The organism is Achromobacter sp. 77, from assembly GCF_020541125.1.
In the GTDB taxonomy this organism is placed as follows: domain Bacteria; phylum Pseudomonadota; class Gammaproteobacteria; order Burkholderiales; family Burkholderiaceae_B; genus Achromobacter; species Achromobacter mucicolens.
On sequence record NZ_CP059848.1, the window covers coordinates 4,852,470 to 4,867,643 of the forward strand.

Sequence of the window (15,174 nt, forward strand, 5' to 3'; positions counted from 1 at the left end):
TCACTCCTTGGCGGCGGCCAGCGCCCAGGCCGGTACGCCCTTCAAATCCCAGATGAGGCCGGCGGCGGCCAGCAGGCGCAGGCCGTACCAGGTGATGTCGATCTCGCGGGCGCGAAAGCCCTGGCGCGCCGAGCCCGGATAAAAGTGATGGTTGTTGTGCCAACCCTCGCCGAACGTCAGCAGCGCAAGCCAGGCGTTATTGCGGCTGTCGTCGGCGGTGTCGTAGCGCCGCCTGCCGTACCGGTGCGCCAGCGAATTGATGGTGACGGTGGCGTGAAACAGCGCCACGGTGGAAATGAAAAAGCCCCACACCAGCATCTGCGGCCCGTCGGTGCCCAGGCCCGGCGCCACGCGCGCCAGCAGCGCGCCCAGCCCGTAGCACCCCAACGCCAGCGCCAGCGGCACCGCCGCGTCGAAGCGGTCGAGCCAGCGCAGTTCGGGGTAGCTGCGCAGGTCGGGCACCCGCGCCATGTCGGTGGCGAAGGCGCGGCGGGTCAGGAACCAGCCCATGTGGCTCCACCAGAAACCATGGCGGCGCGGCGAATGCAGGTCCTGCGCATCGTCGGCATGACGATGGTGATGACGATGATGGGCCGCCCACCACAACGGTCCACGCTGCGCGCACGAGGCCCCCAGCACGGCGAAGACCAATTGCATGCCCCGCGAGGTGCGGAACGTGCGATGCGAGAAGTAGCGGTGGTAGAAGCCGGTCAGGGCGAACATGCGCACGGCATACAACGCCGCCGCAAGCGCCAGCGCGGCTGGGGACACGCCGGTCCACAGCACGCCCAGGCAGCCGGCGTGCAACAAGGCGAAAGGCAAGGCGCGGGTCCAGTCGATGCGATCGGGGTCGCCGCCCGGCGCATCCTGCGCCTGCGTATCGACCCAGCGTCGTATCGAAGCGGTCCAGCCGGTAAGAACGGAGCGCATCATGCTGTCCTGTGGGAAACGTATGGGCATATACGGTCCCGGCGCTGCGTCGGATGCGTAGGTGAAAACCCTTACGCGCAGCGCGCATCAGCAACACGCTGACGCCATCGGACAGGAGGGCGCGCCGGCACTTCGCGGCCAAATGCGCCCCGGCAAGCGGTGCGGCCCGCTTTGGATACCGCTCAGATCTTGAGCACGTCGCCCTTCATGATGACCGGTCCGGTGGGCTTGCCCGACGGCGAGCCGCCCGGCGGCTCCAGGGTGATGGCCAGCGTCTGCACCCCTTCCAGCCCTTGCGCGCGCGGCAGCGCCGTCTGGCCATCGGGCGCCACGACCCCGACGGATATCGGCGCTTGCCCCGGGGGAATCACCCAGAGCTCCAGCGCCTTGCCGTCGGCGCGCGAGGCCAGATCCTGCAGGGCATGCACATGCAGGCCGCCGCGCTCGTCGGCGCGCACCACCAGCATCGCTTGCGCCTCGGGGCTTTGCAGCACCGCCATCAATTGGGTGCGCGCGGCGCGGTCGACCTGCATCGGGTAGACCACCACGCCGGCCACCAGCATGGCCGCCAGCGCGCCGCTAAGCACGCGCCAGAACGTCAGGCCCTGCCAGCCGTGGCTGCCGCCGGGTTTCAGGCGCGCTTCGATGGCGCGCCACACGCGGCGCGGGGGAACCCGCGGCGGCAGCGACCATAACAGCGGATAGATATCGTTTTCCCAGTCGCGCACCTGGCGGCGCAGGTTGGCGTCGGCGGCCATCAGGCCCTCGAAACGGCGGCGCGCGCCACCGCGCATGGCGCCGGCCACGTAGTCGGCGGCAAGCCGCTCGCGCAGTTGAGGATTGCTGTAGTTCATGACAGGCACCTCTTGAGCCGGTCCATGCCGCGCCGCACCCAGCTCTTGATCGTGCCCAGCGGCGCCTGGAGGCGCCGGGCGATCTCGCTGTGGCTGAGGTCGTCGAAAAAGGACAGCGCGATGGCGGTGCGTTGCTGCCCCTCGAGCTGTTTCAGGCAGTCCGCCAGGCGCTGGCCGTCCTGATCGCGTTGCAGCCGCTCGAACGGGCCGGGCGCGTCATCGGCCCAGGCCTGCGTCAACGCGCCGTCGGCGTCGGGGCGTTCCAGGTCCGGCCTGCGTAGCAGGTCGATGCAGCGGTTGCGCACGATGCGCGTCATCCAGGTCATGACTTGGCTCTGCTCCGAGGAATAGCGGGCGGCATTGCGCCAGATATTGATGAAGCTGTCCTGGAGGACTTCTTCCGCCCAGTCGCTTCGCCGCAATATACGTACGGCAAGCGCAAACAGATGCGGGGAGGTCTGACGATAGAGTTCCGCCAGCGCGGACTCCTGGCCGCGGGCGCACTCCTGTATCAAAGCCTGCAGACGTAGCGGGTCGGGCATGGCGGCTATCCGGGGTCACTGGCAATCAGGCCGCGCGGCGGTATACGGCGCTCGGGGGACGGATGTCTTGCAGCGGATGATACAGGCAAGTCCGGGGCGCGGGCGTGGTGGACACCGGCCCGCCGCAACGGCGCATGTGGCCCCTCAATCGAACACGTCGATCAGGATATCGGCGACCACGGCGGTTGCAACCGCGACCAGGACGAGATCCGATCCGGCCACCCTCCACTCATACCCGGGATAGGCGGGGAGCCGGGCCAACATCGGACCGGGGACCATTTTCTTCGCAATTCCGGGAGGCAGCGGTTTGCCACGGGCGAGGTTCTTGCGGACACCCGGCGGCAGCTGACCGTAGCCCGACAGGCCATACTCCTGCGCGTACGATCTGGCGGTGGAGACGGTGATGCCCGCATAACGCAGCGTGACGCTGGCATCGTTGGACTTGGAAGGCGCATCTCCGTGACCGGCGTTGCCCTTTCCGGAAGCATTTCCGTTGCTGCCCTGTCCGCGTCCCTTGCTCTGCCCTTGCCCCTGGCCAGCGTTATCGGGTTTGCCCTTTCCCTCTGGCGGCGCCGCCAATGCGCTGGCCGCGATAAACACACATGAGATGCCTGCAAGCAAGGTTTTTTTGGCATTACCCGCCATGGCTGGCTCCCCTCAATCGAAAGTTGGTGACCGATTCTAAGTCGGTTCAAGTCCAGGAGAGGTAACGGAACCTTGAAGGGCGAAGGCGCACGTCACCGCGCCCGTGACCGCACATAGGCCATCGGGCTGCATTGCATTTCAGACCTGAACGCAAAGATGAACGAGGACGTAGAGCCATAGCCAAGTTCCAATGCGGTCCGCGTCACATCAAGACCGTTTTCCAATAGCTCGATGGCTCTGAACAACTTCAGCCGGCGACGCCAATCACGCAGCGTGAGACCGGTTTCCGCAAAGAACTTGCGGGCCAGTGCCCGGCCCGACATCCCCAGATCCCGCCCCCAGTCGTCCGGGCTTCTGGGGTCGGCCGGCTGGTTGTACAAGGTCTCGCAAAGGGTCAGTAAGGGGGGGCTGGTCGGCCATGCCAGGATCAATGAAATCGGGCTCGCACGACAGAGCTGGTCGAGCACCAGTCTGTAGATCCGGCCGAAATACCCATCCGCGTCCGATTTGCCTTGAAGCGTCGCCGCCTCGACGACAAGCGCCTTCAAAAGGGCGGATACGCCAAACACCGCCACGCCGCCCTCGGAAAGCGTCCCACCAGGGTGATCGGCAAGCCAAAGACTGCGGTATTCGGCGCCAAGAAAGGACCCCACGCTATGCACGGTTCCAGACGGAATCCACGCAGCCTGATTCGGAGAAATGGCGAAAGAATGCCCGTCTGCCGTCACCATGAGGACACCGGATACCGCGTAGACCACCTGGTTCCATTCATGCGTATGCGCGGCGAAATAATTCCGCGCGCCGATGGACTGCACCCTCATGGTCATTGGCAAAGGCGGCAGGACATCTGGCGGCGCGGTAATGGCTTCCCACGGCACGAGCGCTTTCATATGTCGCCGATTCTATATAACTTGGCAGGCTGTCGATAGATCGCCTTCGTAACTTTGAGTTGTAATGCCACCTCAACGTAACGCCATTGATCATAATGACAAAAAATAGCGCCGCTTCCGCGCATGACCGCCCCGCTGTTCTGCCCGAAGGTGTTCAACAAGGCAACATCTGGCGACTGACCGCCGCCCAAGCCCTGGCGGGCGCGAATTCGGTGGTCGTCTATGCAACGGGCTCCATCGTCGGCAATACGCTTGCCCCGACGCCCATGCTCGCGACGCTGCCGATTTCCATCTTTGTGGTGGGCATGGCGACATGCACGCTGCCCATGGGCGCCGTTGCCAGGCGCCACGGCCGGCGCGCGGCCTTTCTGCTGGGCACCGGCGCTGGCGTGCTCACCGGCCTGCTGGCGATACTGGCGGTCATGATCGGAAGCTTCTGGCTGTTCAGCCTGGCTACGTTCTTCGGCGGTGTCTATGCTGCGGTCGTCCTGTCGTTCCGCTTCGCCGCCGCGGACGGCGTGGAGCCCAAGCGACGGGCGCGCGCGCTATCCCTGGTCATGGCGGGCGGCGTCGCGGCCGGGATCGTCGGGCCACAGCTCGTCAACGGCACGATGAACCTGTGGCCGCCGCACATGTTTGCCGCCACCTTTCTGGCGCAAGCAGCGGTTGCAGCGATTTCCGCGTTCATTCTTATCGGTGTCAGGTTGCCCGCCCCCACTGCCGCGGAGGTCGCAGGCGGGCGGCCGCTTTCCGAGATTGCGCTGCAGCCGCGCTTCATCGCCGCAGTGATCGCCGGTGCCGTCTCCTACATGCTCATGAACTTCCTCATGACGGCCGCACCGCTGGCAATGCACATCTGCGGCCACTCGCAGGAGTCCGCCAATCTGGGACTGCAGTGGCATGTCATTGCCATGTACGCGCCAAGTTTTTTCACCGGCAGACTGATATCGCGCTTTGGTGCGGGACGGGTCGCGACCATGGGCCTGATGTTGATTGGGGTCGCGGCCGCGGTGGGCCTGGGCGGTATCGATGTCGCGCACTTCTGGTGGTCACTGGTCCTGCTCGGCGTGGGATGGAACTTCGGGTTTCTGGGCGCGTCCGCGCTGGTGCTGGAATGCCATCGGCCCGAGGAGAGAACGCGTGTCCAGTCCCTGAACGACTTCATCGTCTTCGGCTTGATGGCGATCGGATCGTTCTCGTCCGGGGGCCTGCTGTCGGCGTTCGGCTGGAACACCGTGCTGTGGGTGTCATTCGTTCCGCTGGCGCTGTCCGTCGCCGCCCTTGGCGTTGCCATGCGTAGAAAGCGCGCTGAAATGAGCCGAAGCGGGGCTTGAGCCATTCAGCGCGGCCTCCCCGATATCAAGGCGTGCCGTTACTATCCTTCTTTTCGCCGGTCTGACCTGCAAGGGCTGCCGGCGTCTTGCGTCCCACCTCTACCCTTCGATCCCCCTTATGGCGCCACGCGTTGCAATCATCGAGACCATGGACGACACGCAGCTTGGGCTGCTGTTGAGCGCGCTGCAAAGCGCCCATGCCGAAATCACCTGGTTCCGCGCGCACCGCGATGGGCTGGGCGACATCTGCCTGGACGACTTCGATGCGTTGATCGTGCCGGGCGGCTGGCCAAGCGCGCGAGACGACGAACTCCATCCCTACCTGCCCAAACTGGCGGCGCTGATGCGCAAGTTTGGCGATGCTGGCAAATCCGTGCTGGGCATCTGCCTCGGGGCGCAGGTGCTGGCCCGCGCTTACGGGGCCGACAACCTGCTCGGGGTGGCCCGGGAGTTCTCCTGGACGCCGCTTACCGTGACGGAAGATGGGCGCCAGGACCCGTTGTTTGCCGAGTTGCAGCCGGGTTTCGTCAGCTTTCAATGGCATGTGGACACCTACACGCTGCCGGATTCCGCCGCGCTGCTTGCCGAGAGCCGCCTGGTCAAGAATCAATGCTTTCGCGTGGGCCGCGCCGCGTACGGCATGCAGTTTCACTTCGAAGCCAGCGGCGATGTGGTGCAGCGCTGGACCAGCAGCAACAAGGAACGCGTCGATCGCATCGCGCCCGGCTGGCTTGAATCCCAGGCCGATGCCGACCGCGCCCTGCACGCGGACGACGCCGATGCGGCGGGCGCGAGGATCGCACGCGCCTTCGTCCAGACGATTCAGCGTCCTGACAACCTGCGCTGATCCGGACCCCACAGCGACCAAGGGCCACCATGCGGCGAGAACTCCAGACTTTCATGGCCGTTGTGCGTTACGGCACATTCGCCAATGCGGCGGCTCACATCGGTCTGACGCAGTCCGCCGTCAGCGCGCAGATCCAGCGCCTGGAAGAAGAACTGGGCTATCCGCTCTTTGACCGCACGGGACGTTCGGCAAACCTCAATAGCAATGGCCGCGAAGCCTTGGCCATTGCCGAAGAGGTGATGTCCGTCTACGCCAAGTTCGGCAAGAACGTAAGCAGCCCCAAGACCGGCCTGATCCGGGTCGGCTCCATCGCGTCGGCGCAAACAACGTTTTTGACCGATGCCCTGACCGAGTTCTGGAGCATCAACCCCGGCTATCGCATCCGGCTGGTCCCGGGCCTGTCGCTGAACCTGCTGGGACAGGTCGACTCGGGCGAAGTGGACATTGCGGTGATGATCAAGCCCCCCTTCGCCCTGCCCGCCGACTTGCGCTGGCGCGTGCTGTTCAGCGAGCCGTTCGTGCTGCTGGCTCCCCGCAAGCACGGGCAGCGCGAGTGGCTCGATCTGCTGGAAAACGAGCCCTTCATTCGGTACGACCGGGGTTCCTTCGGCGGCAGACTCGTCGATCAGTTCCTGCGGCATTCGCGCATCACGCCCAAGGAAGCGATTGAACTGGATGAACTGCAGGCCATCGCGCAACTCGTGCGCAAGGGCGTGGGCGTTGCGCTGCTTCCGCTAAGCAAAGCGCTATCGCTGCCACGGGGAGTCGTCGTCAAGACATTGGGCGACGCCACCTTCTTTCGCGAGATCGGACTGGTTGAACGTCCTTCCGACATCCGCCAGCCCGTGGCCGCGCTGCTCGCGCAACGCATCGTGGAAGCGGCCGAACGATTCAGCCGCTGAAGGCGCAGGTGCATCTGCGCTGAGGTGGCGGAGTTGAATCCGGACACCAAACGCTGCAAACTCTTGTGACAGCTTTGAATGACTTTGTAGCCTGTTGGGAAATCGAAGGGAATATCATCCGTCCCCTTCACAACCACCCCCCGACAGGAAACAAAGATGTTTATGCCGCGCCCCCTGCGCATCTCCGCAGTTCTGATCTTCACGGTGGCGCTCGCCGCGTGCGGCGACGATAGCGCCAAACAGGAAGCGAAGGCGCCCGAGGTGGCCACCGCTCAGGCAGAGATCATCAAGTACAACCTGTACGTCGATACCGCGAACAGCATCTCCACGACGTTCGCGCAGGCGCTGGACCGCTACGAGACCCATGCCGTCCCGGCCCTCAAGAGCGGCAAGCCGCTCAAGGACTTTGTCATCAGCAACGACACGGCAATTCTGCGCACCAAGGAAAAACTCGACCGCGCGCTGGCGATGCCGACGCCCATCGCCGAGATCGACGCACCGGCCAAGGCGTTCTCGGACGCGCTGGGCAAGCTGGCGCCGCTGAGCACCGAACTGCAAAACTATTCGGCAGCCAAGACCTTCCTGTCGGACAACGGCGCACTGGCCCGCGAGAAAAGCCCGGCCTATGTCGCCGCGCTGACGGACGTCGCAAAAGCCGAAAACAATTTCTACCGCGGCATCTCGATCAAGGACACCGCCAACACCAAGGAAGCCTTCGAAAAGGCCAAGAAAGACACGGTCGCCTACTACCGCGCCGGCATGGTGTATTACGGCAAGGCCACGATGGACAAGGCCTCGGGCGTGTTCGACGGCCAGGGACTGGGCGCCGACCAGGAAGCGTTCAAGCAGCAGCTGGACAAGATGAACGAAATGGCGCTGGGCTTTGACAAGAAAACGCGCGAAGCCGACCCCAAGGGCTGCAGCGGCATGATGATGAACGTCAACAGCTTCCTCGCCTCCGGCCGCCAGATTCTTGAGCACACCAACAACGGCCGTTACAAGGAAGACGCCGCCCGCACCGGCGCGTTCAAGATGATGCGCCCGACGATCGAAAACGACGCCAACAGCCTGCGCCAGGATTTCAACAACCTGATTGCGGACTTGAATACCGGGCGCTGCTGATCGCCATTGCCGAGAGCAGATCCAGTCCCATGTGAAGACCCGGCATCGCGCCGGGTTCGCACAAGCTGAGCGGTGACCCGTCGAAAGTCTCCGTGTCCCGCTCAGTCGACGATACGTCCCGGGTTCAACGTGTCATTGGGGTCCAGCGCATGCTTTAAGCGCCTCAGCAATGCGATTTCGCCGTCGCTGCGCGTATACCCCAGAAACGGCTTTTTCAAGAACCCAATGCCATGCTCGGCACTGATCGTTCCCTGCCGGCCGCGCAACGCGCCATACACGATTTCCTCAACGCCCAGCCATTCGCTTTGGGCGTGCGGCCCCGTCAGGATATGAATGTTGTTGTCGCCCAGGTGCCCCATGAACAAATGCGCTGCATCCGGATATCGCTGCTTCAGCGCGGCCTCGACCTCGGCCACATATCCCGCCATCTCGGCCCAGGGCAAGCCGCAGTCGAAGTTCACCGTTGGTTTGAGCGCCGTCAGCAATTCCGGAATGCATTCCCGCAACCGCCAGAATTTCTGCGCGTCGGACAGACTGCTCGCCACCGCGCAATCACTGATCGTGCCAGCTTCGAGCGCCTGTTCCAGTGCGCTTTCCAGCGCGGCTTGCGGATCCATGCCGGCCAGTCCACTGGCCTGTATCAGCACATTCCAAGGCGCATCGCCGGTCAACGGCAGCGCTACGCCCGCCAAACCGCTGGCGTGCCGCAAAAATTCTGCCGACATGAATTCATAAGCGGTCAGTTGCGGACCGAGCGTCTTTTTCAATTGACGCAGCAGCAATGCCATGGATGGCGTGTCCGGCACCTGCACCAACGCCGTGGCCGGCGCACCGGGATCGGGCTGTAATCGCAACGTCAGTCGCGTAATCACGCCCAGCGTGCCTTCGGACCCGATGAACAAGAACCGCAAATCCAGGCCGGAACTGTTCTTGACCAGACGCGTCAGCGATGTCACCACAGACCCATCGGGCAGCACCGCTTCCAGTCCCAAAACGGAATCTCGCATCGTGCCATAGCGCACGACCTGCGAGCCGCCCGCGTTCGTCGCCGCGTTGCCACCCACCTGACAACTGCCGCGCGCACCCAGGTCCACCGGGAAAAACCAGCCGGCCTCAGCGGCTGCTTCCTGCACCTGCTGCAAGGTGGCGCCGGCCTGCACCTGCATGACTCCCTCAACCGCGTCGATGGATTCAATGCGGTTCATGCGCTCCATGTTGATGACCACGTCGCCATCGGCCGGCACCGCGCCGCCCGCCAGACCGGTCAGGCCGCCCTGGATCGTTATCTTCAGGCCTTGCTGATCGGCATGTCGAACCAGGGCGGCCACTTCATCCGTGGTCACGGGCCTGTGCACCACACGAGGCACGCCCCGCGTCAGGCCACTCCAGTCCTTGAGGTAACGGTCCTCGACGTTCATGCTGCCCTCTGCGCCTTGGGTGCGGGCGTTGCCCCGCTTGCGCCCATCGTCGAGGCCACATCCACGCCACCGAGGCGTTCAATCATCGCAGCCTGGTCTGCCTTGGCCTGCCGGTCCACGTCTTCCGGATCACAGATCGCGTAGAGCGCGGCCTTCATGTCCGCCAGCACGTCGGAATAAGCCGGGTCGCCTGCCAGATCGTGCAGTTCCCCGGGATCCGAGTCCAGGTTGAACAGTTCAGGCTCGAAGCGCACGTAGTGGTGATACTTCCAAGGCCCCTTTCGCAACATGAATCCCGCAGTGTTGCTGCCTGCCGCGTGATATTCGCTCAGGATGGCGCGGCGCTTGTCCGCCGGTTGCGCCGCTATGGCGAACAGTGACTTCCCTGGCCGTGACCCCATGTGCTGCAACGGGTCCACACCCACCGCCTGCAATAGCGTCGGATACAGGTCGAGCAGATCCACCGGCGTCTCGCAAATCGTGGACGTCACGTCCGGGCCGGCCAATATCATGGGAATTCCCACACTCTCCTGGTACAGCGTGGACTTTCCCCACAAACCACGGGCTCCAACATTGTCGCCATGGTCCGATGTGTAGACCACGTGCGTGGAATCCGCCAACCCCAGCGTGGCCAGTTCATCGACGATGCGACCAACGTTGCTGTCCAGGAAACTGCACAACCCGTAATACGCCAGGAAAGCATTCACGCGCTCGTCCTCGTCCTGGAAGGTCTCTTCGCTGCGCTCGAACGCCGCATAGGCCTGCACCCACGGGTGACGTTCGTAGCCATTTTTTGGATGCAACTTGGCCTCAGGAATCTGGCGCGCGTCGTACAAGCTGAAGAACTCCTGCGGCGCGATCAAAGGGAAGTGCGGCGCAACCAGTCCCACGTACAACACGAAGGGCTGGCCGCGTTCAGCCGCCGCGCGTAGCCATTGCAACGTGCGCCCCGTGACCGAGCGATCGTAGGACGTATAAGGCGATTCGCCCATGCCAATGCGGTCGCCAAGCATGCGCTTGCGCCCCGCAACGGGCAAGTAAGGATCGCGAATGGACGCCCACACCATGCCGTGCCCGCCGACGACATGCATGGGAATATGCTCCGCGTCGAACCCAACGGGATCCTCTTCATTGCGGTAGTGCAGCTTGCCTATGCTCTCGACGTTGATGCCGCGCTGCTGCAACACATGGCCCCAACCTTGCGGATCGCCCACATATGGCATCGCGTTGTCCCAGTGGCGGGTCTGGTGCACCCGATGGCCGGTCGCAAACGCGGCGCGTGCCGGAACGCAGATTGGACTGGGCGTGTAAGCGTTGGGAAACCGCGCGCCGCGCGCCGCCAGGGCGTCCAGGTTTGGAGTCTTGATGAATGGATGCCCGGAACACCCCATGAATGCGGGATTGTGTTCATCGGACATGATGACGACGACGTTCTTGCCTTTCATTACGTTTCCTTGATAGAGGCCGGCCGGGCCTGCGCCGCCTCAAGCCTCGGGGCGGTAGCCGCTGTCCTTGACAACGCGGTCCCAAAACGCATCTTCGCGTTCCAGCTGCTGTTTCAGGGCCGCGGGCGCAGTCACTTTTGGTTCGAAGAATTGCTGTTGCATGACCTTTTGGAACGCTGGCGAGCCCACCGCGTCGGCCGTGGCTTGCGCCAGGATTTGCGCCTGGCTGCCGGCCATGCCTTTGTTTCCCACCAACATGAAGTATTCGGCAACCGTCAGAGAGGGATATCCCGCGGATGCGAACGTGGGCACGTCCGGCAGCGCGGACGAGGGCGCGGCCCCCGTTGTGGCGAGGATCCGGATCTTGCCCGACTTATGCATGGGAATCAGGTTTGGCAGCGTCGTGATCAGTGCGGGCAAGGTTCCGCCCACCGTGTCGGCGAGCGCTGGCGCGCCACCCTTATAAGGGATGGGAACCAACGGAATCTTGCTCGCGTTCGCCAGCATGATGCCCAGAAAATGCATGACCGTGCCCGCGCCGGGCGTACCGTAAACAGCCATGCGCGGGTCCTTCTGGGCCAGGCTCAAATATTCCTGAATCGTTCTGGCCGGACTATTGGCGCCCACGGCGAATGCGAAATCGAATCGGCTGGCCGTTCCCAGCGGCGTGAAATCCGCCTGCGTGTAATTCAATTCCTTGAAAAGGTGCGGATACAGGGTCAGGTTGGTGGACGGCGTAAACAGCAGGGAGTTGCCGTCAGCGCCCGAGTTCAACAGCGAATCGACCGCAATACGTCCGCCCGCCCCCCCCTTGTTCTCGACGATGGTGGTGTGGCCGGATGCACGCATGCCTTCGGCCAACGCACGCGCCACGAGATCGGCCGCTCCGCCCGGCGCAAAGCCGACCAGCATACGTATGGGGGGATTGGCGAGCGCCCGCCTGATCGGCGCCACGCTACAGCACGCGGCAGCGCTCAAGGCGCCCAGGAATTGTCTGCGTCGGACTTGCATGCTTGTCTCCGTATCGGCGTCTCTGTTGGCGCCATTCTGGAGGTAGCGTACGGCTGCGCCAGACGTGAAGACAAATATTATTTATCTGCGCTTTATATAAGTTTTTTCATATATGAATTTTCCGCGCAGCACGCCGCGTTGCACCAAGGTGCGCAGCACGACTTCCAGTGCCTGCTCCACGGCCAGCACCGCGCTGCCAGCCGCGCTTTGCGCCACGCGCACAATGGATTGCGTCCGCGTTATGGGAGGCCGCACCAGACGCCGTTCTCCCATGGCCTGGGCGGCCACCCCCAATTCCAGACCTGCGCTGTCGGGCAGAATGGCGAAAGCCACTCCCCCCCGCACGAGCGCAAAATTCAATTCAGGATCATTGATTTCGTACTTCACGTTCAGCGGGCAGTCCAGATCGACTGCCGTGCGTTCAATCAGCCGACGCAGATCGTGGTCGCGGTCCGGCGCCACCAGCGGTCGCGACCCGATCGCGGAAAATGCGATCGTCTTTCCGGGCCGATCGAACAGCGCTTCCAGGCCGAATAGCGAAAACCCTTCCTCGTAGACCGGTTTGCAATACAAGCCGGGCAGTTCGAACGCATTTGGCATAAGCGCGACATCCAGTTGCCTGGTCTGCAGCGCTGCGCGCACCTGGCTGGAAAGCGCCGATGACAGCAATAGCCGTATGTCGGGATACTCCTGTTCCACGTGCCGTATCAAGGGCGCGGCCACCGCCTGCGCCAACGACCGCGCCAGGCATACGCGCACCGGTCCCCGTGGACTCTCGGCCGCGCCCAATACGTCCGTCTTCAGCGATTCGAGCTGATCCAGGATGGATGCTGCCCGTTGCTGCAACCGCTTGCCCTCCGCCGTCAGCGTGACACCCTTGGCATGCCGCTCGAACAACACTACGCCCAATTCCGCTTCCAGCACGGCAACGTGCTGGCTAAGCGCGGGTTGCGCGATACGCAGCGCGCCCGACGCCAGCGACAGACTGCCGCTACGGGCAATTTCCAGGAAATAACGGAGCTGGCGTGGAGTCATGATTCAAGTTTCTTGAAGGGTCGGCGTGCTGCCCGAACTTTGAACGGCGTCGAGGGAAAGTGCAAGGCCGCGGCAGTGGTCGGTTTTCAGCGGTGGGGCTGTCGCGCAGTCCGATCCGGATGCAAAGCCCCAAGCCCGCCGTAAAAAATTTCCGCCGCCCTGCATCCAATCGCGTCTCTCGCGTGTAGTACCTGCAACGGCGCACATTCCGTGCGCCGTATCCGCAAATTCCTTTTGCGCAGGAGACCGCTCATGACGACTCGCCCCACCCCCGCCACCGGCCTTTTCACCGCCGCCCTGCTGGCTGCTTGCGGCATGCTGCAAGCCCCGGCCATGGCCGCCTCGCAAGACGCCCTGCCCGCCAGCGTCCAGGTGCCCGCCGGCCACAAAGTGGCCTGGGAAACCGTGGGCACCGGCGAAATTACCTACGAATGCCGCGCCAAGGCCGACGCCAAGGATCAAATGGAATGGGTGTTCGCCGGTCCGAAGGCGGTCCTGAAAGACCGCCAAGGCAAGCAGGTCGGCACCTATTACGGCCCGCCCGCCACCTGGGAGGCCGCGGACGGCTCCAAGCTGACCGGCACGCAGGTCGCCGTGGCGCCGGCCGGCGCGGGCAATTTGCCCTATCAACTGGTCAAGGCCAATCCCGCCATGGGCGCCGGCGCCATGACTGGCGTCGCTTACATCCAGCGCACGGCGCTCAAGGGCGGCGTGGCGCCTCAGAAGCCTTGCACCCAGGCCGGCCAACGCAGCCAGGTGTCGTACCAGGCCGACTACATCTTCTGGAAGGCGAACTGACACCAGGCGGGCCAAGGCGGCGGGAGTCCGGTAACATGTGCCCGGACCCGCCGCCGCTGCCGGGGCTTGCCAGCCCGGTCCGTGCCCCTCACCCCCCGCCCCCGCGCGCATGCCAAACCGACCTGTTCCGGATTTCGATTACGAAGCAGCCCTCGAGCAGTGCGCCGCAGGGCGCCGCTCGGCGCTGGAAGCCCTGTACCGCCACGAAGGCCCGCGGCTGCTGGGCGTCGCCCAGCGCATCGTTCGTGACCGCGCCCGCGCTGAAGACATCGTGCACGATGCCTTCGTCAATATCTGGAACCGGGCCGGCAGCTTCGACGCCACCCGCGGCTCGGCGCGTGGCTGGCTTTACAGCGTGGCGCGCAACCTGGCGCTGAACGCCGTGCGAGACGGCCGCCATGAAACCGCCGTCGACGACGACACCGCCGCCGCGCTGGATGCACGCGAAGCGATCGACGCCTGGCACGACACACGCGAGGCCTTCGACTGGCGCGACAGCGCCGGCCGCATCGGCCCCTGCCTGGAACAACTGGAACCCGTGCGCCGCAACTGTGTGCTGCACGCCTACGTGGACGGCCTGTCGCACAGCGAAATCGCCCAGCGCCTGGGCGCGCCGCTGGGCACCGTCAAAGCCTGGATCAAACGCAGCCTGAAAGCGCTGAAGGAATGCCTGGCATGAGCGCCCCGACAGTCCCCCCCGAAAACCTGGACGAACTGGCCGGCGAGTACGTGCTTGGCACCTTGTCCGGCGCACGCCGTCAGGAAGTCAACGCCCGCCTGCCGCACGATGCCGACCTGCGCGCCGCCGTCGACCGTTGGGAAGCGCGCCTGCTGCCGCTGACCAGCCTGACCGAGCCGATCGAGCCCTCGCCCGGCCTGTGGCCACGCATTGCCAAAACGCTGGACCGCCAGCACGCGGCCCGGCAAGCCGGCCAGCCCACGCGCCCGGGCTGGTGGGATAGCCTCTTCTTCTGGCGCGGCGCAGCCGCCAGCGGCCTGGCCGCCGCATTGGTCCTGGCCGGCACGCTGGCGCTACGGCCAGCGCAAACGCCAGGTCCCGTGCAGTACATGGTGGTGCTGGTAGCGCCCCAATCGCAGACGCCAGGCTGGGTGGTGCAGGCCAGCGCGGGTCAGCGCGAGGTGCAACTGGTGCCGATTGCGGCCATGCAGGTGCCGGCCGATCGCGCGCTGGAATTCTGGACCAAGGCGGACGGCTGGGCCGGCCCGGTGTCGCTGGGCCTGATCAAACCCGGCGAGCCTGTCCGCATCCCCCTGGACAAGCTGCCCCCGCTGGAGGCTAACCAGTTGTTTGAACTGACGCTGGAACCGCCTAATGGCTCGCCCACCGGCAAGCCGACCGGTCCGATCCAGTTCATCGGACGGGCGGTGAAGGTGATGTAG

General features: G+C 64.4%; 16 protein-coding genes. 7 read left to right on the plus strand and 9 right to left on the minus strand.

The window, feature by feature from the left end; all coding sequences use genetic code 11:
* The 5 genes from H4P35_RS22445 to H4P35_RS22465 all read right to left on the minus strand — a co-directional run bounded on the left by H4P35_RS22445 (position 1) and on the right by H4P35_RS22465 (position 3,861).
* Entirely contained in the window at positions 1 to 933 is a 933-nt protein-coding gene (locus tag H4P35_RS22445; RefSeq protein ID WP_180097856.1) for an acyl-CoA desaturase, read from the minus strand.
* A 179-nt stretch (positions 934 to 1,112) separates the two neighbouring features.
* A complete protein-coding gene (locus H4P35_RS22450) occupies positions 1,113 to 1,784 on the minus strand; it encodes an anti-sigma factor domain-containing protein (protein WP_226847065.1) in 672 nt (223 codons plus the stop codon).
* On the minus strand, positions 1,781 to 2,326 hold the full coding sequence (locus H4P35_RS22455) for an RNA polymerase sigma factor (RefSeq protein ID WP_056325661.1): 546 nt from the start codon (positions 2,324 to 2,326) through the stop codon (positions 1,781 to 1,783). The genes H4P35_RS22450 and H4P35_RS22455 overlap by 4 nt, the downstream gene beginning before the upstream one ends.
* A gap of 144 nt (positions 2,327 to 2,470) precedes the next feature.
* Positions 2,471 to 2,971 carry an anti-virulence regulator CigR family protein gene (locus H4P35_RS22460; RefSeq protein ID WP_226847066.1) on the minus strand — a complete coding sequence of 167 codons (501 nt, stop codon included), beginning with the start codon at positions 2,969 to 2,971 and terminating at the stop codon, positions 2,471 to 2,473.
* A gap of 92 nt (positions 2,972 to 3,063) precedes the next feature.
* Entirely contained in the window at positions 3,064 to 3,861 is a 798-nt protein-coding gene (locus tag H4P35_RS22465) for a helix-turn-helix domain-containing protein (protein ID WP_226847067.1), read from the minus strand.
* Between the two features lie 95 nt (positions 3,862 to 3,956).
* Between H4P35_RS22465 and H4P35_RS22470 the strand changes: the two genes are divergently transcribed.
* From H4P35_RS22470 to H4P35_RS22485, 4 genes are all read left to right on the plus strand, one after another.
* Positions 3,957 to 5,195 (plus strand): MFS transporter, encoded by a 1,239-nt coding sequence (locus H4P35_RS22470; RefSeq protein ID WP_226849521.1) that lies wholly within the window; start codon positions 3,957 to 3,959, stop codon positions 5,193 to 5,195.
* Between the two features lie 118 nt (positions 5,196 to 5,313).
* Positions 5,314 to 6,042 carry a type 1 glutamine amidotransferase gene (locus H4P35_RS22475; RefSeq protein ID WP_226847068.1) on the plus strand — a complete coding sequence of 243 codons (729 nt, stop codon included), beginning with the start codon at positions 5,314 to 5,316 and terminating at the stop codon, positions 6,040 to 6,042.
* Positions 6,043 to 6,071: 29 nt separating this feature from the next.
* On the plus strand, positions 6,072 to 6,944 hold the full coding sequence (locus H4P35_RS22480; protein ID WP_056325653.1) for a LysR family transcriptional regulator: 873 nt from the start codon (positions 6,072 to 6,074) through the stop codon (positions 6,942 to 6,944).
* A 156-nt stretch (positions 6,945 to 7,100) separates the two neighbouring features.
* On the plus strand, positions 7,101 to 8,066 hold the full coding sequence (locus H4P35_RS22485; RefSeq protein WP_226847069.1) for a DUF3829 domain-containing protein: 966 nt from the start codon (positions 7,101 to 7,103) through the stop codon (positions 8,064 to 8,066).
* A 101-nt stretch (positions 8,067 to 8,167) separates the two neighbouring features.
* Here H4P35_RS22485 and H4P35_RS22490 read toward each other — a convergent pair whose 3' ends face one another.
* From H4P35_RS22490 to H4P35_RS22505, 4 genes are all read right to left on the minus strand, one after another.
* On the minus strand, positions 8,168 to 9,484 hold the full coding sequence (locus H4P35_RS22490) for an FAD-binding oxidoreductase (RefSeq protein ID WP_226847070.1): 1,317 nt from the start codon (positions 9,482 to 9,484) through the stop codon (positions 8,168 to 8,170).
* Complete coding sequence (locus H4P35_RS22495) at positions 9,481 to 10,929, minus strand: sulfatase-like hydrolase/transferase (protein ID WP_226847071.1); 1,449 nt, start codon at positions 10,927 to 10,929, stop codon at positions 9,481 to 9,483. Before H4P35_RS22495 ends, H4P35_RS22490 begins: the two co-directional genes overlap by 4 nt.
* Positions 10,930 to 10,968: 39 nt before the next feature.
* Positions 10,969 to 11,940 (minus strand): tripartite tricarboxylate transporter substrate binding protein, encoded by a 972-nt coding sequence (locus H4P35_RS22500; RefSeq protein WP_226847072.1) that lies wholly within the window; start codon positions 11,938 to 11,940, stop codon positions 10,969 to 10,971.
* 81 nt (positions 11,941 to 12,021) lie between these two features.
* Positions 12,022 to 12,975: a LysR family transcriptional regulator gene (locus H4P35_RS22505; protein WP_180097845.1), complete on the minus strand. Its 954-nt coding sequence runs from the start codon at positions 12,973 to 12,975 to the stop codon at positions 12,022 to 12,024.
* A gap of 252 nt (positions 12,976 to 13,227) precedes the next feature.
* Between H4P35_RS22505 and H4P35_RS22510 the strand changes: the two genes are divergently transcribed.
* From H4P35_RS22510 to H4P35_RS22520, 3 genes are all read left to right on the plus strand, one after another.
* Positions 13,228 to 13,773 carry a DUF3455 domain-containing protein gene (locus tag H4P35_RS22510; RefSeq protein ID WP_226847073.1) on the plus strand — a complete coding sequence of 182 codons (546 nt, stop codon included), beginning with the start codon at positions 13,228 to 13,230 and terminating at the stop codon, positions 13,771 to 13,773.
* Between the two features lie 109 nt (positions 13,774 to 13,882).
* Complete coding sequence (locus tag H4P35_RS22515) at positions 13,883 to 14,452, plus strand: sigma-70 family RNA polymerase sigma factor (RefSeq protein ID WP_226847074.1); 570 nt, start codon at positions 13,883 to 13,885, stop codon at positions 14,450 to 14,452.
* Positions 14,449 to 15,174 (plus strand): anti-sigma factor domain-containing protein, encoded by a 726-nt coding sequence (locus H4P35_RS22520; protein WP_226847075.1) that lies wholly within the window; start codon positions 14,449 to 14,451, stop codon positions 15,172 to 15,174. The genes H4P35_RS22515 and H4P35_RS22520 overlap by 4 nt, the downstream gene beginning before the upstream one ends.

Bases quoted from the DNA above. Each gene is read 5' to 3' on its own strand.
- H4P35_RS22445 (WP_180097856.1), bottom strand. From the start codon at position 933: ATGATGCGCTCCGTTCTTACCGGCTGGACCGCTTCGATACGACGCTGG.
- H4P35_RS22450 (WP_226847065.1), bottom strand. From the start codon at position 1,784: ATGAACTACAGCAATCCTCAACTGCGCGAGCGGCTTGCCGCCGACTAC.
- H4P35_RS22455 (WP_056325661.1), bottom strand. From the start codon at position 2,326: ATGCCCGACCCGCTACGTCTGCAGGCTTTGATACAGGAGTGCGCCCGC.
- H4P35_RS22460 (WP_226847066.1), bottom strand. From the start codon at position 2,971: ATGGCGGGTAATGCCAAAAAAACCTTGCTTGCAGGCATCTCATGTGTG.
- H4P35_RS22465 (WP_226847067.1), bottom strand. From the start codon at position 3,861: ATGAAAGCGCTCGTGCCGTGGGAAGCCATTACCGCGCCGCCAGATGTC.
- H4P35_RS22470 (WP_226849521.1), top strand. From the start codon at position 3,957: ATGACAAAAAATAGCGCCGCTTCCGCGCATGACCGCCCCGCTGTTCTG.
- H4P35_RS22475 (WP_226847068.1), top strand. From the start codon at position 5,314: ATGGCGCCACGCGTTGCAATCATCGAGACCATGGACGACACGCAGCTT.
- H4P35_RS22480 (WP_056325653.1), top strand. From the start codon at position 6,072: ATGCGGCGAGAACTCCAGACTTTCATGGCCGTTGTGCGTTACGGCACA.
- H4P35_RS22485 (WP_226847069.1), top strand. From the start codon at position 7,101: ATGTTTATGCCGCGCCCCCTGCGCATCTCCGCAGTTCTGATCTTCACG.
- H4P35_RS22490 (WP_226847070.1), bottom strand. From the start codon at position 9,484: ATGAACGTCGAGGACCGTTACCTCAAGGACTGGAGTGGCCTGACGCGG.
- H4P35_RS22495 (WP_226847071.1), bottom strand. From the start codon at position 10,929: ATGAAAGGCAAGAACGTCGTCGTCATCATGTCCGATGAACACAATCCC.
- H4P35_RS22500 (WP_226847072.1), bottom strand. From the start codon at position 11,940: ATGCAAGTCCGACGCAGACAATTCCTGGGCGCCTTGAGCGCTGCCGCG.
- H4P35_RS22505 (WP_180097845.1), bottom strand. From the start codon at position 12,975: ATGACTCCACGCCAGCTCCGTTATTTCCTGGAAATTGCCCGTAGCGGC.
- H4P35_RS22510 (WP_226847073.1), top strand. From the start codon at position 13,228: ATGACGACTCGCCCCACCCCCGCCACCGGCCTTTTCACCGCCGCCCTG.
- H4P35_RS22515 (WP_226847074.1), top strand. From the start codon at position 13,883: ATGCCAAACCGACCTGTTCCGGATTTCGATTACGAAGCAGCCCTCGAG.
- H4P35_RS22520 (WP_226847075.1), top strand. From the start codon at position 14,449: ATGAGCGCCCCGACAGTCCCCCCCGAAAACCTGGACGAACTGGCCGGC.